The sequence below is a fragment of the Mycobacterium lacus genome (genome assembly GCF_010731535.1).
GTDB lineage: Bacteria > Actinomycetota > Actinomycetes > Mycobacteriales > Mycobacteriaceae > Mycobacterium > Mycobacterium lacus.
The window spans coordinates 4,399,192-4,418,895 of the sequence record NZ_AP022581.1 but is presented as its reverse complement, the minus strand read 5'-3'; the positions used below and the strand labels follow the sequence as shown (position 1 = coordinate 4,418,895).

Below are 19,704 nucleotides of genomic sequence, written 5' to 3'. Positions count from 1 at the left end.
ACGCCCGGCGCCACAGATTCATCGGTTGACCTCGGGAGAGATGAATTCGCATGGCGCGACGTCTCGGTATTAGTGCAGACCTCAAACATCGAAAATCTGAGCAACTTCGATGCTGAATGGGTAATCCAGCAATACCAGGAAGGTGGAGATCGACATGAAGACACCCCCGATCGTGTCGGCGGAAGAGTGGGAAGCCGCACGCCGGCAACTGCTCGTCAAGGAGAAGGAGTTGACCCGCGCCCGCGACGCGTTGGCCGCGCAGCGTCGGCGCATGCCATGGCTGGCCGTGGAGAAGGAGTACGAGTTCGACGGGCCGAGGGGCAAGGTGAGCCTGCTGGGCCTGTTCGGCGGCCGTCGTCAGCTGATCATCTACCGCGCGTTCTTCGAGCCCGGCGTCGACGGGTGGCCCGATCATGCCTGCCGCGGCTGTTCCATGATCGCCGACCACATCGGCAACCTCGCCCACCTGAACGCCCGCGACACCACGCTGGTGTTCGCCTCGCCGGCGCCGCAGCCCGACATCGAGCGGCTAAAGGCGCGGATGGGCTGGCAGATGCCGTGGTACACGATCACCGACGGCTTTGACGCGGACTTCGGCGTCGACCAATGGCACGGCACCAATGCGTTCATCCGTGACGGCAACCGCGTGTTCCGCACCTACTTCATCAACAACCGCGGCGACGAGGCGCTGGGGACCACGTGGAGCTTTCTCGACATGACGGCGCTGGGGCGCCAGGAGGACTGGGAGGACTCGCCGGAGGGCTACCCGCAGACCCCACCGTACGAGTGGTGGGACTGGCACGACGCCTACGGCGAACACGTGCCGTCGCGCTGGTTCGGTGAGCCCGATCCGGACGACCCCAACGACCCCCGGCCGCCACGCAAGAGTTGAGCCGAGGGCTGCGCGTCGCGATATGTGGACTGCGGAATTCGGTCTACAGGATGCGGTGGTTTGCCCGGCCGACGTGATACCCGGTGGGGAACGACTTCTCGATCACCTGCAGCTGATGGTCCACTCTGGACTCGAGCTCGAGGACCACGCAGCTATCGCCAACGGCCTTCGATTCGAGAACTATGTACCGCTGACCGCCACCGTTGACGTCGGTGATCGGGTCACCGGAATGCAAATTTTCGACGGGCACCAATTCGGGGGTTCCGTGTGACTCCACGCAGAACACAGTAAGTCAATTCCGCGGGCCAGGGAACACCCGCGGGCTGGGGCGTTTTGGCTAACTCAACAGCCGCCTCACCCCAAGTTCTCAGGGAAACCCCGGTCAGAAGGGTGGTGGGTCGTCGTCGGTGTGGGGTGGGGCGGGGCCGACGTAGCTCGAGGGCTCGGCTCGCGGCGTGGTGCGGGCGGCGTGGTTGTGGCGGCGTTCGGTGGCGATGCGGTGGGCGCGGTCTTGGGCGCGGGTGCGCCGGCGTTTGGGCATCATCGCGGTCCGGTGGGCGCAGTAGTCGTGCGGGGGGTCGGCTTCCGGTGCCGGCATGCCGCCGACCGCGCGGCACAGGCTGGGAAACAGCAGGGCGCTGCCCGGGGTGGTGACATGGGTGTGCCCCGACGGTGAGGTGAAAATCAGGGTCCCGTCGCGTAGTTGCCGTTCCCGCCAGCCCCAAAAGGTCTTCACAAGGTGATGGGTTCGGCATTTGCAGTTCAGGTTGGCCGCATGGGTGGGCCCACCCTGGGCGTAGGGGATCGAATGATCCACATCGCAATCGACGGCGGGCCGGTCACAGCCGGGCCAGCGGCAGGTCAGATCCCGGCACCGCACGAAATCGGCCAACGCCTTCGACGGCACATAGCCGGGCTCGGGTGGGGCATCGCCGGGGTGAACCAGCGGCACCAGTGTGGCCGTCTTCGCGAGTTCGGCCACCAGCTCGGGGGTGATCAGCCCGTCGGCGTTCATCTCAGATGCCGGCGCCGAGCCCGTGCCGTTGATGGTGGCGGGTTCGGCGATCACATGGATCACCACCGGGGCCGCACCCGGGCGGGTGGCGGCCGGGCAGTCGGTGCGCCCGCAGCGACAGCCCAGCCGATCCGCCCCGGCGGCCAGCGCCCCCAACGCGTCGGCGCGGCGCTGCTCGCGGGTGCGCGGATCGTGGGCACACACGGTGGCCGCCAACGCGCTCAACCGCTTGTCGAGTGCGTGGGCGTCGACGCTGTACAGGCTGCCGTCGATGCGCGAGAGGCCGTCTTGGTCCTGTCCGATCGAGATCTGCCGATCGGCCTGATACTCCTTACGGCGGCGCACCGCATCGGCGTCGACGCGGGCCACGATCCTATCGACCGCCCCGGACAGCCGGGCGCTGCTCAGCGAGGGCCAGCGCGTCACATTGAGCGCCACCAACTCATCCACCGCCGCCAGCACCTCGGGGTCGACGATCAGATCGGTGCGGAACACGATCGTGGCAAACGCCCGAAAGTCGATCTCGCCGGCCACAAACACCGCAGCGGTCTTGGGTAGCCGCTCACGCATGGCCCGGGCATACCGCAGCCGGCCGGCGGCGCGCGCCTGGCTGATCCGCAACGCCGCGCCCACCTCGGCGGCCACAGCCTCCATGGTGTCGATCGCCCAGTCCTCGGTCTCCGAACACCGCGAGAGCCGAGAGGCGAACAACTCCCCCACAGCCACCAGCTGCGCGGCGGCGGCCCGGTTCTCCGCCCGCGCGGCCGCACAAATCCGCTCTATCAGCCCCGCCGACTCCGCAGTGGTCGACGGATGGCGCCGCTCGACGTGCTCATCGAAACGGGCCACCACCTCCGGATCGAGCACCCCTTCGAACATGCGTTCGATACCAGCAGACCCCGCCGACGGCTCCGCCGGATCAGGCATACAGGAGCTGGATTTTCTGCGAATGGCACGCCTGGGTCGCGGTAGATTTATTGCACCGATCGTGTCGATGGTGGCCGAAAGAACCCGAGAGATCCCGAAGGGCCCGAAGGATCAAGGTCACCGCGCATCGCAGAAGTGGTCCAGATGTCTTACGTGCTCGCGGCGCCGCAGATGATGTCAGCGGCGGCAACGGACCTGGCAGGAATCCGTTCGGTCATCAGCGCGGCCAACGCGGCCGCGGCCGTTCCGACTACCGGTGTGCTGGCCGCGGGTGCCGACGAGGTCTCCGCGGCGATCGCGGCGCTGTTCGGCGCGCACGCGCGGGCGTATCAGGCGGTCAGCGCTCAGGCGGTGGCGTTCCACGACCAGTTTGTCCAGGCGCTCAATGCCGGCGCGAGCTCCTACGCGGCGGCCGAGGCGGCCAATGCGTCGCCGCTGCAGGTTGCGCAGACCGTGCAGCAGAACGTGCTCAACGCGGTGAACGCGCCTACCCAGGCAGTGTTTGGCCGCCCGCTGATCGGCAACGGCGCCAACGGGTTACCCAACACCGGGCAAGACGGCGGGCCGGGCGGGCTCTTGTACGGCAACGGGGGCAACGGCGGGTCCGGCGGGGCGGGCCAGGCCGGCGGCAACGGCGGTGCGGCGGGGTTGATCGGCAACGGCGGGGCTGGGGGAATCGGCGGGCCGGGTACGGCCGTCTCACCGACCGGTGCGGCGGGCGGGGCCGGCGGCGCCGGCGGGTGGCTGTGGGGCAACGGCGGAGTGGGCGGCGCCGGGGGCGTGGCCTTCATGACGGGTGACGGCGGGCCTGGCGGTGCCGGCGGCAACGCCGTCGGGCTGTTCGGCAACGGCGGCGCCGGGGGCGCGGGCGGGGTCGGCGGCATTGGTGGTGTCGGCAACGGCGGGAACGCCGGTAATGGCGGCAACGCCGCGCTGTTCGGCCGCGGTGGGGCCGGCGGGGCCGGCGGCATCGGCAGTGCCAACGGCGGGCTTGGCGGTCGTGGGGGCGATGCGGGGCTGCTGGGCGACGGCGGCGACGGCGGGGCCGGCGGCTTCGGCGCTAGCCAAGACGGCGGGGGCGGCGGCGACGGCGGCACCGGTGGGCTCATCGGCGACGGCGGGGCCGGCGGGAACGGCGGCATCGGCGCTGTCAATGGCGGGCTTGCCGGTAACGGGGGTAACGCCGGGTTCTTCGGCGACGGCGGCGCGGGCGGCAACGGCCAATTGGGCAGCGGCGCAATCTCGTCGGCGGGCGGCATGGGCGGCACCGGCGGCGTCGTGGTCGGCAACGGCGGCGCCGGTGGCGCGGGCGGGCCGGGCACCTCCGCCGGCAGCGGCGGCAACGGTGGCGACGCCATCGGGCTGTACGGGCACGGCGGCGACGGCGGAACCGGAGGGGCGGGCCTCGGCGGCAACGCCGGCGGCAATGGGGGTGACGGTGGCACGGGCGGATACGTCGGCAACGGCGGGACCGGCGGGGGCGCCGGCACCAGCAATGGGCTCGCGGCCGCCGGCGGCAAGGGGGGTAACGCCCGGTTGATCGGCGACGGTGGCGACGGCGGGCCTGGCATGTTCGGCGGCCCCGGCGGGGCCGGCGGCACCGGCGGCACCATCTTCGGCTTCGACGGCACCCCCGGGCCGAGTTAACGAACCGGCCTGCCGGCTGCAGTTGGTGCGGCGGCGTCAGCCCCCCGCTGCTTGAAGAAGACGCTGACGTGCGATATCAAGCCGTCGTCGTCCTGCTCGAACCGCAGGCACTCGGGCCATTCGGCGTCTGCACCGTCGACCTCGAAGGCCTCGGTCAACTCGACGTATGCCAACCGCGGGTTCACCTGCGAGATCCGCTGCACGTCCAAGCGGTGCCCCTTGAGGTTGGTCAGCACCTTGCGCAGGTAGGAGACGTAGCGCTGCTTGCCTTCGATGCGATCGCAGAACGGGCCCTCCCGGATCAAGCCCTGGTCCGCGATAGTGGCGGCCAGACCGTCCCAGTCGTGGGCCGCCAGGCAGGTCAGGTAGCGCTCAACAACGGTCCCGTGTGAGTCCACGGAAGACACCGTAAGGCAACGTCGTGGACCCGATAAACACCGAGCAATGCGGTCGACGGACCCAACGCAGGCAACAATGGTGCGATGAACGGGCCCAGCACACCGGGGTCGCCGACCGAGGCACCAACCTGTTACCGGCATCCGGGTCGCCGGACGTATGTCCGCTGCAACCGCTGTGACCGGCACATCTGTGCGGACTGCATGCGCGACGCCGCCGTCGGTCATCAGTGTGTGGAGTGCGTCCGGGCGGGCGCCCAGAGCATTCGGCAACCCCGCACGCGCTTCGGCGGGCGGCAGCGGTCGGCCACGCCGTTGGTTACCTATGCGCTGATCGCAATCAACGTGCTGGCCTTCATGGTCCAGACGGCGTCCCGGGGTTTGGAAAGGCAACTCGCGCTGTGGCCACCGGCCGTCGCCGACGGCCAGCTGTACCGCCTGGTGACCTCGGCGTTCATGCATTACGGCGCCACCCATTTGCTGTTGAACATGTGGGCGCTGTATGTCGTGGGTCCAGCGCTCGAAATATGGTTGGGCCGGCTGCGGTTCGGCTGGCTGTACGCATTGAGTGGACTCGGCGGTTCGGTGCTGGTCTACCTGCTGTCGCCGCTCACCACCGCGACGGCGGGCGCCTCGGGCGCGGTGTTCGGCCTTTTCGGGGCCACCTTCGTGGTGGGGAAGCGGCTGGCCCTCGACGTCCGGTGGGTCGTCGCGGTCATCGTGATCAACTTGGTCTTCACCTTCGTCATGCCGGCGATCAGCTCGCAACTGATCAGCTGGCAGGGGCACGTCGGTGGGCTTGTCACGGGCGCGGGAGTCGCCGCGGCCTACGTTTACCCGCCGCGGGAACGACGGAACCTGATCCAGGCCGCGGTGACGATCGCCGTCCTGGCTTTGTTCGCCGCGCTGATCTGGTGGCGCACCGCCGATCTCCTCGCGCAATTATCCCTATGAGCTGGTGGGTCGCCCACGCCGAGCGGACGCTCACCGAGGACGTACCCGCGCCGCCGAACGAGGTCCACGACTTCTACGTCGATCTGGACAGCATCAAACGCGTGCACCCGCTGATCGTGTCCGTGCGGGCGATGAGCCGTAGCGAATCCCCGGAGGGCTATCGGCAGAGCTACCGAGTCGTCGATCGAATTCCCTTGGGGCCGTTCACTCTAAAATGCACCTACCGAGCGCGGATGCACGTTCGAGCGCAAGGCGACGTGCTCACCGAGGCCGCTCAGTCGCCCTGGGTGCGCCTGCGCGGGACGGTAACCTTCGAGCCGATCGGCGCCGGCACCCGTGTCGTCGAGCGGATACGGATAGCAGCGCCGCGGCCGCTGGCCGCGATCACCACGCGCGAGGCGGTCAAGGCGCACATCGCGATGTTGTCCGGCATCCGGCGTCACTTCGAATCACGTTGAGCGGCCGTCCAGTCGGAGGTCAACGCGAACTCGGAGAGGTACTTGGTGGAGCTCCAGCCGCCGTCCACGACGACGGTCTGGCCATTGATGAACGCACCGCCGGGCGAGCACAAGAATGCCACCGTGCTCGCGACGTCGTCGACCGTGCCCAATCGCTGATGCGGCGTCATCTCGATATTGAGCCGCCGAAACCGCTCATCCCGCAAACGATGTTCGGTCATCGGCGTCCGGACGACCCCGGGAGCCACCGCGTTGCAGCGGATTCCCTGTGAGCCGTATTGGCAGGCGATGTGGGTGGTCAATGCGGTGAGTCCGCCCTTGGCCGCCGAATAGGCGCCTCCGCGAAGGCCACCCACGACGGCGAAGGTCGAGGTGATGTTGATGATCGCGGAGCCGGGCCGCATGTGCGGAAGGGCCTCGCGCACCAAACGGAACGGCGCGCGCAGCATCAAACCGAGAAAACTGTCCAGGGATTCGTCGTCGGTCTCGTGCAGCGGCTTGGGACTGCCCAAGCCGGCGCTGTTGATCAGGAAGTCGATGCGTCCCCATCGGGCAATGGCCGCGTCCACGATCCGCTTCGGCGCGTCGTTGTCGGTGAGATCGACGGCGTGCGTAGCCACCCGTTCGGGATCCGCTATGGCGTGGGCCAATTCGGCCAGTCGGTCCTCGTTGCGGCCCGTCGCCAGCACCGCCTTGCCTGCCTCGGCGAGTTTGGTCGCACAACCAAAGCCGATCCCGCCGGTGGCCCCGGTTACGATCGCTACCTGCATTTCATTGATCCGCCTTCGTGAGCGCGGCCTTGATCTGATGCTTCAGTATCTTTCCAGCGTCGTTTTTCGGTAGGACATCCCAGATAACGACTTGCTCGGGCGCCTTGAACCGGGCAACGCCGGCAGCATCCAGGAAGCTGCGCAAGCCGGCTATGTCCAGTCCCGAATCCGGGGCGGGTGGCGCTGTGGGCACGACGACGGCGCACGCACGTTCTCCCGTACGGTCATCCGGCAGCCCGACGATGGCGATCTCGGCGATGCCGGGGTGACCGGCCAGGATGTCCTCGACTTCCTTGGGTGAGATGTTCTCGCCATTACGGATGATGATGTCCTTGGCCCGCCCGGTAACCACGAGGTACTCGTTGTCGACCCAGCGCGCGAGATCTCCGGTGCGGAAATATCCCTCGCCGTCGAAGGATTCGGCCTCGTCTTCGGGATGCTGATAGCCGACCAGCATCTGCGGCCCGCGGGCCCGTATTTCGCCGGCGACTAGCCTGACCTCGGCCACGCCGACGCGCCCGTCGGTGTCGGCGGCGTGATCGCGATCCCGCGGCGACCCGATCGTCGTGACCGGTACTTCGGTCGAACCGTACACGCGGGTGACGACCGCTGGCTCGAAATACGCTGCCGCCCTGCGGATCAAGGATGGCGGCACGGACGCACCGCCGCAGATGAACAGCTTCAGGTCGGGCAGCCGGGTGCGGGCGCGTTCCGCGGCGGCGAGCAGTTGCTCGAGGAAGGGCGTCGCTCCCGCCATGTGAGTGCACCGTTCGGTTCGCATCAGGCGGACCGCGTCGTCGGCGTTCCAGTGATCCATCAGCACCGCGGTGGTGCCCAGCAGCAGCGGGCATTCGAACGCGTAGATGGACCCACCGATATGGGCGATCGGCGACGCAACCAGGAAGCCGTCGCCCGGCGCGACCAGCCAGTGATCGCGGATCTGGAGGATCAGCGCATGGATCGAGTTATGGGTGTGCAGAACGCCTTTCGGGCGACCCGCAGTTCCAGAGGTGTAGAGGATCAGGCGCACCGCGTCGGGATTCAACGCGGGCAACGGGGTGGTCGCCGTGGCCCGCGGCGCGAGCAGTGACTCGAACGGGATGTGGCCCGCATCGGGATCCCCACGCACCACCACGACATCCGGCGGCGACTCCATCTGGGCGGTCACCCGGCTCAACATCGCGGAGTAGTCGTGGCGGCCGAAACACGAGGGGACAAAGACCATCCGGCTGTCGGCGTCCTCGAGGATGAACCGCAGTTCACGATCCCGCATGGAGGGCAGGATCGGGTTGGCGACCATGCCCGCCAACGTCGCGGCCAGGTAGATGACCGCGGCTTCGTGCCAGTTGGGCAGCATGAACGACACCACGCTGCTCGGGGGGATGCGCGCGTGCAGGGCCCGTGCGAGCGCCGTCGCCTGCTGGCAGAGGGTGTGACAGTCCAGCCGCCGGTCGGCATCGATCAGCGCTACCCGGCGAGGCGTGCGCCGGGCGGCCTCGCGCAGCGGATCGGCCAGCGTGTCGTGAACCCACCAGCCGCGTGTGTAGGCGTCGGCGGCGCGGCCGTCGTCCCAGCGAATCCATCGCCCGCCGATGAGCTTCCTGCCTATATCCCCAGCCATCGTGGGGCCTAGCGTATGACGTGCTGGTCAGCGGTGAGCTGCCGATCGCGCTCGCCCGTCGGGTGGCCAGCGCGGCGATCGCCGGAACCCGTGGCGTGTATCGTCCGTCATGGTCGATCGAGGATGTGGCCGAACGGATCAATGCCGTCCGTGAATAGGTGTTTCCCAGCCTCCCCGAAGGTGATGCCGACTAGGAAGGCGCGCGCAATGTCTAGTTTGGGGTCTAGCTCGAGTGACCGGCCGGGTCCGCTGGCGGGTGTACGCGTCGTCGACCTCACCGCGATGGTGATGGGACCGTATTGCACCCAGATCATGGCCGACATGGGCGCGGACGTGATCAAGGTCGAGCCCCCGCAAGGCGATGACGCCCGGTACGTCTCGGTCGGCCCGGCCCGCGGCATGAGTGGTGTCTTCATGAACGTCAACCGCGGCAAGCGCGGGGTCACCATCGACCTGAAGTCCGACTCCGGCGCGGCCGCGCTGCGCGCGCTCATCGAACGGGCCGACGTCTTCATTCACTCGATGCGGGCCAAGGCGGTCGCTCGGCTCGGGTTCAGCTACGCTGACGTCGCTGCCATCAACCCGGCCATCGTCTACACCAACTGTTACGGCTACGGCCGCCGTGGACCCAACCGGGACCTGCCGGCCTATGACGACACGATTCAGGCGGCCTGCGGGTTGCCTTTCGTTCAAGAGCAGCTGACCGGTGAGGCCAACTATGTGGGAACGGTGTTGGCGGACAAGGTCGCCGGGCTCACCGCGCTCTACGCGACAATGATGGCGCTGTTCCACCGCGAGCGCACCGGTGAAGGGCAAGAGGTGGAGATCGGCATGTTCGAAGCGGTGGCGTCGTTCATGCTGGTCGAACACGCCAACGGCGCGATGTTCGATCCGCCGCTTGGCCCAGCGGTTTATCCCCGAACGGTGGCTCCCAACCGGCGGCCGTTCCGCACCAGTGACGGCTACATCGCCGCGCTGATCTACAACGACCGGCATTGGGCCGCCTTCATCGACGCGGTGCGGCCGGCGTGGGCCAGCGATCGGTACGCCACGCTCGAGGCGCGGGCACGCGAAATCGACACTGTGTATGCGTTGCTGGCCGAGACGATTTCGCGGCGCAGCACCGAGGAATGGCTGCAACTGTTCCGTGAGTTGGAAATACCCGCATCGTCGTTGTCCAGTCCGGAGGCGTTGTTCGAGGATCCGCACCTGGACGCCGTCGACTTCTTCGAGACGGTGGACACCCCGCATGGCCCGGTGCGCTTCCCGGGTGTGCCGGCCTGGTTTTCGCGAACACCGGGCCGAGTCGCCGGTCCCGCCCCTGAGCTGGGCGCCGACACCGCGGATGTGCTCGAGCAACTCGGGCTGGCCTCGGCCAACACGGGAGTGGACGCGAATCCGGTCGGCCCGATCTAGGAAAACCCTTGCGGTTCTTAGCGTGTCTTGGGCCAGATCCGGCGCGAGCGCATCTAAGCTTGCGGGGATCAAGAGGAGGGGCAGCGACGTATCGGCAGCAACTACGGCGCCGGACGCCCTGGTGGTCGGGGCGCGCCAACCGCGAGCGCTGAACCGGGCGGGGCTCACCCCGCGCCGGGTCGTCCTGCGCGGCGGCCCCGATGGGTTGCCCCGGTTCGCCGCGCCGGCCGGTTGGCGATATGGGATCGACCGGAGCGGCGCAGCGGCATTCCCGCGCTGGATGGTCTTCGCGCGGTAGCGGTTGCGCTGGTGCTCGCCCAGCATGGCGGCGTTCCCGGCGTGGGCGGCGGGTTCCTCGGCGTCGACGTCTTTTTCGTCCTCAGCGGATTCCTGATCACCTCCCTACTGCTCGACGAGCTGGGGCGCACTGGTCGCATCGAGCTGACCGGGTTCTGGATTCGCCGCGCGCGACGGCTGCTGCCCGCACTGGTGCTGATGGTGCTCACGGTAGGCGTGGCACGCGAACTTCTTCCCTACCAAGCCCTTACCGGCCTGCGAAACGACGCGATCGCCGCGTTCCTTTGGGTGGCCAACTGGCGGTTCGTTGCTCAAAAGATCAACTATTTCACGCAAGGCGCTCCGCCTTCACCCCTACAGCACGCCTGGTCGCTGGGGGTGGAGGAACAGTACTACTTCGTCTGGCCGGTCCTGTTGATCGCGGTGACCCTGCTGCTGGCGGCGCGGGCCAAGCGTTACTTCGCCAAAACCACCGTGGGCCATGTTCGGTTCGCGACGTTCGTGATTGCCACGCTAGGCGCCTTGGCTTCCGCCGTGGCCGCGATCGTGTTCGCCTCCGACGCCACGCGCGACCGGATCTATTTCGCCACCGATACCCGTGCGCAGGCCCTATTGATCGGTTCGGCGGCATCGGCTCTGCTGGTTCGGGATTGGCCGTCGCTGAATTGCGGCTGGTGCCTGATCCGGACGCGGGGGGGACGGCGGATCGCCCGCCTGTTGCCGGTCGTCGGCCTGGCCGGGCTGGCGGCGCTGAGTCACTACGCGACGGGTAGCGCGGTGGAGTTCCGCCGTGGTCTGCTGATCGCGGTGGCGGCCGCCGCCGTTGTCATGATCGCACCCGTCGCGCTGGAGCAGCGCGGAGCGGTCGCCCGCATCCTGGCCTGGCGTCCGCTGGTGTGGCTGGGCACCATCTCCTACGGCGTCTATCTGTGGCACTGGCCAATCTTTCTGGCGCTCAACGGAGAACGCACCGGGTGGTCCGGCGCCACGCTGTTCGCCGCTCGGTGCGGGGCCACCGTGGCGGTGGCGGCCGCATCGTGGTGGTTGATCGAGCAACCCATCCGGCGCTGGCGACCGGCCCGCGTGCCGCTGCTGCCGTTGGCGGCTGCCACCGTGGCCACCGCGGCGGCGGCCACCATGCTGGTTGTTCCCGTCGGAACCGGACCCGGACTACGCGAATTCGGCCTCCCGCCTGGCGTTTCGGCGGTCGCGGCGGTCTCCCCGTCACCGCCGGGCTCGGGTCAGCCGGTACCGCCCCCCGGGCCGCGGGATCCCAACCAGCCGTTTACCGTTTCGGTCTTCGGCGATTCGATCGGGTGGACGCTGATGCATTACCTCCCGCCGACGCCCGGATTCCGGTTCATCGACCACACCGTCATCGGCTGCAGCCTGGTGCGTGGTACGCCGTATCGCTACATCGGCCAAACCCTCGAGCAGAGACCGGAATGCGATACCTGGCCGGGCCGATGGACGACGCAGATCGGCCAGGACCGGCCCGACGTCGCGTTGCTGATCATCGGCCGCTGGGAAACAGTAGACCGGGTCAACGAGGGCAAGTGGACGCACATCGGCGAGCCAACATTCGACGCTTACCTCAACTTCGAGCTCCATCGTGCGCTGAATATCGTGGGCTCCACCGGTGTTCGGGTGATGGTCGCTACCGTGCCCTACAGCCGAGGCGGCGAAAAGCCGGACGGCCACTTGTATCCGGAGGACCAACCGGACCGGGTCAACCAGTGGAATACCATGCTGCGCAACGCTGTGAGCCAACACCCGAACGTCGGCATTATCGACCTGAACAAAAAGCTGTGCCCGGATGGCGTTTACACCGCCAAGGTCGACGGCATCAAGGTGCGCAATGACGGCGTCCACCTCACGCCGGAGGGCGTGAAATGGCTTACGCCGTGGCTGGAGGAGTCGGTCAGATAGTCAGTTGCCAGTCCAGCAGCTTGATCACCGGTAGGTACAGCTCTTTCCAGCCGTCGAGCAGGACGAAATCAACCGGGTCCCGCAAAGTATTGGCGACGTGGTCGAGGGTAGGCCGCGACCGGCATTTGACGGGCAGCCGCCTCGGTGCCACGATGGGAGGCTGCAAGCACCTCGGTAGGTGAGGCGTCTGCACGGATACAGGCCACTGACCCCGAACGTCGAGAGACGCCCCGGGTCAGGACAGCTCTTCCCGGCCTAAGGGTTGAGCCCAAGTGGCTTCCGGACGTAGTCCGGATACGGCGTGCAGTGCCGAAGCTCCGACGAGAGGGGTGTGCTCGACGGTCGACCGTCGGGCGTTCATGCCTCTTCCGTTCAGGTGACTGTGACGACACCCGCGTGTGTCCTGGCCGTGAGGAGGTGAGGGCGAGATGAGTCCCAGCGATAGTCCCTATCCGAAATCCGTCTTGTCCCGATCCGGTTCCGGCGCTCTTTCTCCTGCCTGATCTTTCTCTGAGTGTCGCGCGCCGATCGGGCTGTCGACAGGAGAAGATCATGACTTTTGTTGTTTCACAACGTGTTAGCCGCGTGACGCGAGCGCGGGGACGGTCGATGTTGCGTATCGGTCGCCGTCTGACGGCCAGGTTGTGCGCGGCGCGCCAGCTGACCGCCCAGGAGCGCGCCAACTGGTATGTGGCACGGATGCCGATCGCGGTGATCGCCGCCCCGCGCTGAGCGCGCAACGGGCGGTGATCGATTTCGCCACACCGATTCAGCGGCGGGTGCCGCCCGGTGTCCTCCGCTGATCCCACAGTCCAACCTTGTTGAGATAGCGAGAACCCGATGACTTCGACCTCCACCCAGCTTCACGGTGGTCTGCGCGCCGCCCTCCCCGGCCGGACCGCAACCGCGGCCCCCGACGAGTCCGGCCAGGCGGTACTGGATTCGGCGCACGCCGGCGATATCGTTGGCGCGTTCGGCCGCATCCGCCGAGACGACACCGGTGCAATCAGCGGACGTTGGCGACGACTGCGGACATTGATGGTCATCACCGGTCCCGGGCTGATCGTCATGGTTGGCGACAACGATGCCGGTGGCGTCGCGACCTACGCGCAGGCCGGGCAGAACTACGGGATGCACCTGTTGTGGACCCTGGTGTTGCTGATTCCTGTGCTGTACGTGAACCAGGAGATGACCCTGCGGTTGGGTGCGGTCACCCGGGTAGGACACGCGCGACTGATATTCGAACGCTTCGGCAAGTTCTGGGGCGCGTTCAGCGTCGGTGATCTACTGATTCTCAACGCATTGACGATCGTCACCGAATTCATTGGCGTAGCACTGGCCCTCGGCTTTTTGGGATGCCCGAAGACAATAGCTATCCCGGCCGCTGCGGTGTTGCTGTTCGCCGTGGTAGCCGGGGGCTCGTTTCGCCGCTGGGAGGGAATGATGTTCCTGCTGATCGCGGTGAACGTGGTGGTCCTGCCGATGACGCTGCTGGTTCATCCCACGCTGAAGGGGACCGTCGGCGGGCTGATGCCCCAGTTTCCGGGTGGGCTCGACTCCACGGTGCTTCTCTTGATCATCGCGATCGTGGGGACAACGGTGGCGCCATGGCAGTTGTTCTTCCAGCAGTCCAACGTGGTCGACAAGCGGATCACGACGCGCTGGATTCCTTACGCACGAGCCGATTTGGTCATCGGCATTGTCGTGGTGATGACCGGGGCGACGGCGCTGATGGCGGTTACCGCGTTCGGGTTGGCCGGTACCCCCGCCGCCGGCGGCTTCACCGACGCGGGCGCGGTCGCGTCGGGCCTGGCCAACCATTTCAGCGGCACCGTGGGGACGCTCTTTGCGATCATCCTGCTCGACGCATCGTTGATCGGGGCAAATGCCATCGGGCTGGCCACCACCTACGCCATCGGTGACTCGCTGGGGAGGCGGCACTCACTGCACTGGAAGATCAGCGAGGCCCCGTTGTTCTACGGCGGATACGCTGTGCTGCTTGCGGCGTCGGCCGCGGTCGCATTCAGCCCGGACCACATCCTGGGCCTGGTGACTCAGGGCGTGCAGGCGCTCGCCGGTGTGCTGTTGCCCTCGGCGACTGTGTTCCTGGTCCTGCTCTGCAACGACCGCGCGGTTCTGGGCCCGTGGGTAAATACCGTGCGGCAGAACATCATCGCGTGGACCGTCGTGTGGTGTCTGGTGCTACTTTCATTGGCGTTGACCGCCACGACGTTCTTCCCGGATTTGTCCACGGCCACTATCGAGGTTGGGCTGGCGGTGGGCGCGGCGATCGGCATCGTGGGCGGCGCCGCCGTGATCATCGCCGGCCGGCGGCATCACGACCGGCGCGACGCGGAAGCCATCGTGCGGGCGTTCGGCGGCGGGTTGGACCCCGCCGAGGTCGACGAACTCAACGACACCCCGCTGCTCACGCGTGCCGAACGGCGTGCTGTCCGCAAGCAGGACCAGGCGAACTGGCGCACGCCCAGCCTCGCCACCCTCGCTCGCCCGATCATGTCGCCGATCCGCCGCGCGGGCCTGTTCACTCTGCGCGCGTACCTTGTGGTCGCCGTTCTATTGGTCGTCGTCAAGATCGTGGAGGCCGGCGTGGGCTAGCCACGCCGGCCAGCGGAGCACGACGGGGTTGGGGAGTTCGTTGAGAAAGCATCGGAATAGCCTGCGGTCCAAGAGAACTCGACGCGGCTGTCGTACAAAGCTGCCGATGCAAGTGCACGCCCGCCCGAGGGAGCGGATAATGTGGCCGGTATGGCGCGGACGTTTGAGGATCTCGTAGCCGAAGCCGAATCAGCACCGATAGACGGCTGGGACTTCTCCTGGCTGGATGGCCGTGCGACCGAACAACGCCCCTCATGGGGCTATCAACGACAGTTGAGCCAGCGGCTGGCGAACGCGACGGCGGCCCTAGACCTTGAAACCGGCGGCGGCGAGGTGCTGGCCGGCGCGGGCAACTTCCCGCCCACCACAGCCGCCACCGAATCGTGGCCGCCCAACCTGGCTTTGGCCACCAAGCTGCTGCATCCGCTGGGCGTGGTCGTCGTCGCCACCGGCGACGCGCCGGTGGTGCCATTCGCCGACGATGCGTTCGACCTGGTGACCTGCCGCCATCCCAGCAAGCGGTGGTGGACCGAGATCGCGCGGGTGCTCCGGCCGGGCGGCATCTACTTCGCACAGCATGTCGGGCCCGGCACGCTGATGGCCCTGCGCGAACACTTTCTCGGGCCGCAACCACGGACTGGAACGGATCGGTATCCGGACGTTGAGCTGCAACGGATCACGGGCGCCGGCCTCGAGGTCGTCAACCTGCAGATGGAGCGGCTGCGAGTGGAGTTCTTCGACATCGGTGCCGTCATTTACTTTCTGCGCAAGGTGATCTGGTTGGTGCCGGACTTCACCGTCGAGCACTACTACGATCGTCTGCGCGCACTGCATGAGCGAATCCAGGCCGGCGGTCCCTTCGTCACGTACTCCACCCGCGTACTCATCGAGGCCCACAAGCCGTCGTGATCGCATTAGTTGGTCGCCGACGCCGTCGCGATCAAATAAGCCAATACATTTGGCTCACCGAAACAACTAGCGTTCACGGCGTCACAATCATGTTGAGATTTGACGATGCCCCCAACGCGGTGAACGCCTACACTTACTGCCGGTGAAATCCGCATGACCGTCAGCCACGCGAACCACTCCGCCCCCCGCGTCCAGGTGGAAAGGCCGTTAATCGCGAGGACGATCCGCGCGTTTGCGGTGCCCATCATCTTGGGCTGGCTGGCTATTTGCGTCGCACTCAATGTCTTCGTGCCATCGTTAGAAGTGGTCGAGCAGGCGCGTTCGGTTTCACTGAGCCCTCAGGAGGCGGCGTCATATAACGCGGTCAGGCGCATCGGCCACGTGTTCCACGAAGGTGACTCCGACAGTTCAGCGGTGATCGTCCTAGAGGGCGACCAGCCTCTCGGTGACGCGGCTCATACGTACTACGACGTTCTGTTGCGCAAGTTGCGTGCCGATAAGAAGCACATACAGAGCGTGCAAGACTTCTGGGGCGATCCCCTCACGGCGGCGGGCGCGCAAAGCACCGACGGTAAGGCTGTGTCCGTCCAATTGAGCCTGGCGGGTAATCGGGGTGAGTCGCTGGCCAATGAATCCGTCGAAGCCGTCCGCAAGATCGTCGCCGAGACGCCCGCTCCGCCCGGGATCAATACCTATGTCACGGGGGCGTCGGCACTCCTGGTGGATATGCAGCGCAGTGGTGACAAGTCCATGCTCAAGATCACCATGACGACTGTCACGGTCATCTTTGTGATGTTGCTACTCGTCTATCGTTCGGTCAGCACTGTGATTGTTTTGCTGTGCGCGGTCGGGGTTGCTTTGGCTGCGTCGCGGGGAGTTGTCGCGCTTCTCGGGCATAGCGGGGTTATCGGACTCTCCACCTTTGCGGTCACCCTGCTCACGTCGCTGACAATTGCCGCCGGCACCGACTACGGGATTTTCATCTTCGGGCGCTACCACGAGGCACGCCAGGCTGGCGAACACGAAGAGGGCGCCTTTTACACCATGTACCGCGGAACCGCTCATGTCATTTTGGGCACTGGCTTGACCATCGCCGGTGCGACCCTCTGCCTCATGTTCGCCCGGATGCCCTCCTTTGTGACCCTGGCCGTCCCCACCGCGGTGGGGACGCTGATAACAGTGGCGGTCGCGTTGACGCTGGTGCCGGCGGTGCTGACTGTCGGGAGCCGTTTCGGCCTGTTCAACCCCAAGCGGCGGCTCAACGTTCGGGGCTGGCGACGCGTCGGCACCGTGGTGGTGCGCTGGCCCCTGCCCGTTCTCGCCGCCACGCTGGCCATCGCCCTCGTCGGCCTGCTGACACTGCCCGGACTTCGGATCAACTACAACGACCGGGTCTATCTACCCGCCGGCATCCCCGCCAACCAGGGGTATGCGGCCGCGGATCGCCATTTCTCCCAGGCCCGGATGAAGCCCGAGGTTTTGATGATCGAGGCGGGTCACGATATGCGAAATCCGGCCGATTTTCTGATCCTGGACAGACTTGCCAAGGGAATCTTCCGCGTTCCCGGAATCTCGCGGATCCAGGCGATAACCAGGCCCGGTGGAACGGCAATGGACCACACGACGATACCGTTCCGGATCAGCATGCAAAACGCCTTTCAAGTGCAGACGATGAAGTATCAGGGCGACCGGATGAACGACCTGCTCAAGCAGGCCGAGGCAATGGCCAAAATGATCGGCGCGATGCGCCAGATGTACGACGTCATGTCGCAGCTTGCCGACAATACCCACCGAATGGTCAACGACACAGTCGTGCTACAGCAGATCACCGCGGAGGTGCGCGACCAAATCGCGGACGTCGACGACTTCTGGCGGCCGATCCGCAGCTACTTCTACTGGGAAAAGCACTGTTACGACATTCCGATCTGCTGGTCCTTCCGATCGGTTTTCGATGCGCTGGATGGTTTGGACCAGTTCGACGAGAAACTCGGCATGCTCGTGAGTGACATCACGAACCTGGACGCGCTGATGCCCCAGATGCTCGCCACGTTCCCGCCGACGATCGAATCCTTGGAAAGCTCGCGCACCATGATGCTGAGCATGCACAGCACCATGTCGGGCGTATTCGACCAGATGGACGAGATGAGCGAAAACTCGAACGCCATGGGCAAAGCGTTCGACACCGCCAAGAACGATGACTCGTTCTATTTGCCACCGGAAGTGTTCGAAAACAAGAACTTTCAGCGTGCCATGGACTCGTTCCTGTCATCCGACGGACACGCCGCCCGCTTCATCATCTTGCACCGAGGCGACCCCCAAACGGCCGAGGGCATCGCAAGTATCAACGCGATCCGCACCGCGGCCGAAGAGGCGCTCAAGGGAACCCCATTGGAGGACGCCAAGATCTACGTGACCGGCGCGGCAGCCGCCGTCAAAGACATCGCCGAGGGCGCCGGCTGGGACCTTCTGATTGTGGGAGTTTCTGCCCTGTGCATGATTTTTATCATCATGCTGATCCTCACCCGCGCGTTTGTCGCTGCCGCCGTGATCGTGGGCACGGTAGTGCTGTCGCTGGGTGCTTCCTTTGGACTATCCGTGCTGCTTTGGCAGCATATTCTCGATATTCGCTTGCACTACATGGTGCTTACGATGTCGATTATCGCCCTCTTGGCGGTGGGATCTGACTACAACCTGCTGTTGGTGGCGCGGTTCAAGCAGGAAATGGGCGCCGGGCTGAAGACCGGAATCATCCGTTCGATGGGCGGCACCGGAAAGGTCGTGACGAACGCGGGCCTGGTATTCGCCTTCACCATGGCATCCATGGTCGTCAGCGACCTGCGGATCATCGGCCAGGTGGGTACCACGATTGGCCTGGGCCTGATGTTCGACACGTTGGTGGTCCGGTCGTTTATGACGCCGGCCATAGCCGCACTGCTGGGCCGCTGGTTCTGGTGGCCGATGAGAGTGCCCAGCCGGGCATCGACCGCCCACCGCGGGCTGGGTTGACTACTGTGTCGCCGCCTCCGCTGCGGCGAGTTCCTTCTTCCACCGCCGGAACGTCTCGTCGGTGTGTCCGCGCCGCCAGTAGCCCGAGATCGACGACGCACATTTCGCGTCCACGCCCCGCTGTTTGCGGATATACGGGCGCAGGTTGTGCATGACGGTTTGGGCCTCGCCGTGAATGAAGACGTGCACTCGTCCGGGTAGCCACGGAGAACTGGTGACCGCCTCGATCAGCGGTGCGTGGTCCCCGGCGCGATCATCGGGAACCAGATCGGCGCGGCCGCCGCGGTAGACCCAGGTCACCTCGACGGATTCCGGTGCGGTCAGCGGTATCACGTCATCGGGGCCGGCGACTTCGATGAAGGCCTTGCCGATCGCTTTGGCGGGCAATGCCTCCAACGCGGCGGCGATGGCCGGGAGCGCGGATTCGTCGCCGGCCAGCAGATGCCAGTCGGCGGCGGGATCGGGGGCGTAGGCGCCGCCGGGCCCCATCAGGTAGATCGGCTGGCCGGGTTGGGCGGACGCCGCCCACTGCCCCGCCACCCCGCGCTCACCGTGCATGACAATGTCCAGGGAGATTTCGCGGGCGGCCGCATCGACGTGGCGGACGGTTATGGTCCGCACCGAAGGCTTCTTCTCGGGCGGCAGGTCGGCGAAGCTGTCCAGTGTCAACGGCCGGGGCAACCCAGACACGGAGATGTCCTCGGCGAGGAATACCAGCTTGACGTAGGAATCGGTAAATTTGCTCGGCGCGAAGGCGTCAAAGTTACTGCTGCCGAGCACCACCCGGACCATGTGCGGCGTGAGTTGCCGGGTACCGATGACTTCAAACGCTTGCAAAGGTCGACGTGCCAC

Annotated in this window: 17 protein-coding genes, 1 pseudogene and 1 riboswitch; of the genes and pseudogenes, 11 read left to right on the top strand and 7 right to left on the bottom strand. The window is 66.4% G+C overall.

Translation table 11 applies throughout. The features are described 5' to 3' along the window. Positions 1 to 154 precede the first annotated feature (154 nt). Positions 155 to 892, top strand: coding sequence for a DUF899 domain-containing protein (locus tag G6N24_RS20305; protein ID WP_085162559.1), 738 nt, complete (start codon positions 155 to 157; stop codon positions 890 to 892). 43 nt (positions 893 to 935) lie between these two features. On the opposite strand, the gene G6N24_RS20300 is transcribed toward G6N24_RS20305, so the two are convergent. Together G6N24_RS20300 and G6N24_RS20295 are read right to left on the bottom strand one after the other, a co-directional pair. Further along, the gene (locus tag G6N24_RS20300; RefSeq protein WP_085162552.1) at positions 936 to 1,169 is read right to left on the bottom strand and encodes a hypothetical protein; all 234 of its coding nucleotides are present in this window, start codon (positions 1,167 to 1,169) and stop codon (positions 936 to 938) included. Between the two features lie 105 nt (positions 1,170 to 1,274). Next, positions 1,275 to 2,786: an HNH endonuclease signature motif containing protein gene (locus G6N24_RS20295; protein ID WP_163745656.1), complete on the bottom strand. Its 1,512-nt coding sequence runs from the start codon at positions 2,784 to 2,786 to the stop codon at positions 1,275 to 1,277. Between the two features lie 192 nt (positions 2,787 to 2,978). Here G6N24_RS20295 and G6N24_RS20290 point away from each other — a divergent pair, with 192 nt between their 5' ends. Further along, on the top strand, positions 2,979 to 4,481 hold the full coding sequence (locus G6N24_RS20290; RefSeq protein WP_163745579.1) for a PE family protein: 1,503 nt from the start codon (positions 2,979 to 2,981) through the stop codon (positions 4,479 to 4,481). On the opposite strand, the gene G6N24_RS20285 is transcribed toward G6N24_RS20290, so the two are convergent. Continuing rightward, positions 4,478 to 4,879: a nuclear transport factor 2 family protein gene (locus tag G6N24_RS20285; RefSeq protein WP_232070614.1), complete on the bottom strand. Its 402-nt coding sequence runs from the start codon at positions 4,877 to 4,879 to the stop codon at positions 4,478 to 4,480. The two genes, G6N24_RS20290 and G6N24_RS20285, sit on opposite strands and share 4 nt — an antisense overlap. Before the next feature lie 84 nt (positions 4,880 to 4,963). On the opposite strand from G6N24_RS20285, the gene G6N24_RS20280 reads away from it, so the two are divergent. Together G6N24_RS20280 and G6N24_RS20275 are read left to right on the top strand one after the other, a co-directional pair. Next, positions 4,964 to 5,830, top strand: coding sequence for a rhomboid family intramembrane serine protease (locus G6N24_RS20280; protein WP_085163192.1), 867 nt, complete (start codon positions 4,964 to 4,966; stop codon positions 5,828 to 5,830). Beyond that, entirely contained in the window at positions 5,827 to 6,288 is a 462-nt protein-coding gene (locus tag G6N24_RS20275; protein WP_085163191.1) for an SRPBCC family protein, read from the top strand. The genes G6N24_RS20280 and G6N24_RS20275 overlap by 4 nt, the downstream gene beginning before the upstream one ends. Here the strand turns inward: G6N24_RS20275 and G6N24_RS20270 are convergent. Together G6N24_RS20270 and G6N24_RS20265 are read right to left on the bottom strand one after the other, a co-directional pair. Then, positions 6,270 to 7,058, bottom strand: coding sequence for an SDR family NAD(P)-dependent oxidoreductase (locus tag G6N24_RS20270; protein ID WP_085163190.1), 789 nt, complete (start codon positions 7,056 to 7,058; stop codon positions 6,270 to 6,272). The genes G6N24_RS20275 and G6N24_RS20270 overlap by 19 nt on opposite strands. Position 7,059: 1 nt before the next feature. After that, on the bottom strand, positions 7,060 to 8,679 hold the full coding sequence (locus G6N24_RS20265; protein ID WP_085163189.1) for an AMP-binding protein: 1,620 nt from the start codon (positions 8,677 to 8,679) through the stop codon (positions 7,060 to 7,062). A 20-nt stretch (positions 8,680 to 8,699) separates the two neighbouring features. On the opposite strand from G6N24_RS20265, the gene G6N24_RS20260 reads away from it, so the two are divergent. From G6N24_RS20260 to G6N24_RS20250, 3 genes are all read left to right on the top strand, one after another. Next, entirely contained in the window at positions 8,700 to 8,837 is a 138-nt protein-coding gene (locus G6N24_RS20260) for a hypothetical protein (RefSeq protein ID WP_163745577.1), read from the top strand. 49 nt (positions 8,838 to 8,886) lie between these two features. Further along, a complete protein-coding gene (locus G6N24_RS20255) occupies positions 8,887 to 10,095 on the top strand; it encodes a CaiB/BaiF CoA transferase family protein (RefSeq protein ID WP_139822649.1) in 1,209 nt (402 codons plus the stop codon). 231 nt (positions 10,096 to 10,326) lie between these two features. Beyond that, positions 10,327 to 12,321 (top strand): acyltransferase family protein, encoded by a 1,995-nt coding sequence (locus G6N24_RS20250; RefSeq protein WP_085163187.1) that lies wholly within the window; start codon positions 10,327 to 10,329, stop codon positions 12,319 to 12,321. Here G6N24_RS20250 and G6N24_RS25950 read toward each other — a convergent pair. Then, a pseudogene (locus G6N24_RS25950) lies at positions 12,320 to 12,406 on the bottom strand (methyltransferase); the annotation flags it as partial. The gene G6N24_RS20250 and the pseudogene G6N24_RS25950 sit on opposite strands and share 2 nt — an antisense overlap. A 78-nt stretch (positions 12,407 to 12,484) precedes the next feature. Continuing rightward, a riboswitch (M-box (ykoK) riboswitch) is annotated at positions 12,485 to 12,657 on the top strand. A gap of 216 nt (positions 12,658 to 12,873) precedes the next feature. Between G6N24_RS25950 and G6N24_RS25000 the strand changes: the two are divergent. The 4 genes from G6N24_RS25000 to G6N24_RS20230 all read left to right on the top strand — a co-directional run bounded on the left by G6N24_RS25000 (position 12,874) and on the right by G6N24_RS20230 (position 18,852). After that, positions 12,874 to 13,053: a hypothetical protein gene (locus tag G6N24_RS25000; RefSeq protein WP_085163186.1), complete on the top strand. Its 180-nt coding sequence runs from the start codon at positions 12,874 to 12,876 to the stop codon at positions 13,051 to 13,053. Positions 13,054 to 13,161: 108 nt separating this feature from the next. Beyond that, a complete protein-coding gene (locus G6N24_RS20240; protein WP_085163185.1) occupies positions 13,162 to 14,937 on the top strand; it encodes an NRAMP family divalent metal transporter in 1,776 nt (591 codons plus the stop codon). 150 nt (positions 14,938 to 15,087) lie between these two features. Then, positions 15,088 to 15,846 (top strand): class I SAM-dependent methyltransferase, encoded by a 759-nt coding sequence (locus G6N24_RS20235; RefSeq protein WP_085163196.1) that lies wholly within the window; start codon positions 15,088 to 15,090, stop codon positions 15,844 to 15,846. A 153-nt stretch (positions 15,847 to 15,999) separates the two neighbouring features. Beyond that, the gene (locus tag G6N24_RS20230; protein WP_085163184.1) at positions 16,000 to 18,852 is read left to right on the top strand and encodes an MMPL/RND family transporter; all 2,853 of its coding nucleotides are present in this window, start codon (positions 16,000 to 16,002) and stop codon (positions 18,850 to 18,852) included. On the opposite strand, the gene G6N24_RS20225 is transcribed toward G6N24_RS20230, so the two are convergent. Next, positions 18,853 to 19,704, bottom strand: a complete 852-nt coding sequence (locus tag G6N24_RS20225) for a siderophore-interacting protein (protein WP_085163183.1) — start codon at positions 19,702 to 19,704, stop codon at positions 18,853 to 18,855.

Bases quoted from the DNA above. Each gene is read 5' to 3' on its own strand.
- G6N24_RS20240 (WP_085163185.1), top strand. From the start codon at position 13,162: ATGACTTCGACCTCCACCCAGCTTCACGGTGGTCTGCGCGCCGCCCTC.
- G6N24_RS25000 (WP_085163186.1), top strand. From the start codon at position 12,874: ATGACTTTTGTTGTTTCACAACGTGTTAGCCGCGTGACGCGAGCGCGG.
- G6N24_RS20235 (WP_085163196.1), top strand. From the start codon at position 15,088: ATGGCGCGGACGTTTGAGGATCTCGTAGCCGAAGCCGAATCAGCACCG.
- G6N24_RS20305 (WP_085162559.1), top strand. From the start codon at position 155: ATGAAGACACCCCCGATCGTGTCGGCGGAAGAGTGGGAAGCCGCACGC.
- G6N24_RS20255 (WP_139822649.1), top strand. From the start codon at position 8,887: ATGTCTAGTTTGGGGTCTAGCTCGAGTGACCGGCCGGGTCCGCTGGCG.
- G6N24_RS20290 (WP_163745579.1), top strand. From the start codon at position 2,979: ATGTCTTACGTGCTCGCGGCGCCGCAGATGATGTCAGCGGCGGCAACG.
- G6N24_RS20265 (WP_085163189.1), bottom strand. From the start codon at position 8,679: ATGGCTGGGGATATAGGCAGGAAGCTCATCGGCGGGCGATGGATTCGC.
- G6N24_RS20280 (WP_085163192.1), top strand. From the start codon at position 4,964: ATGAACGGGCCCAGCACACCGGGGTCGCCGACCGAGGCACCAACCTGT.
- G6N24_RS20270 (WP_085163190.1), bottom strand. From the start codon at position 7,058: ATGCAGGTAGCGATCGTAACCGGGGCCACCGGCGGGATCGGCTTTGGT.
- G6N24_RS20230 (WP_085163184.1), top strand. From the start codon at position 16,000: ATGACCGTCAGCCACGCGAACCACTCCGCCCCCCGCGTCCAGGTGGAA.
- G6N24_RS20275 (WP_085163191.1), top strand. From the start codon at position 5,827: ATGAGCTGGTGGGTCGCCCACGCCGAGCGGACGCTCACCGAGGACGTA.
- G6N24_RS20295 (WP_163745656.1), bottom strand. From the start codon at position 2,786: ATGTTCGAAGGGGTGCTCGATCCGGAGGTGGTGGCCCGTTTCGATGAG.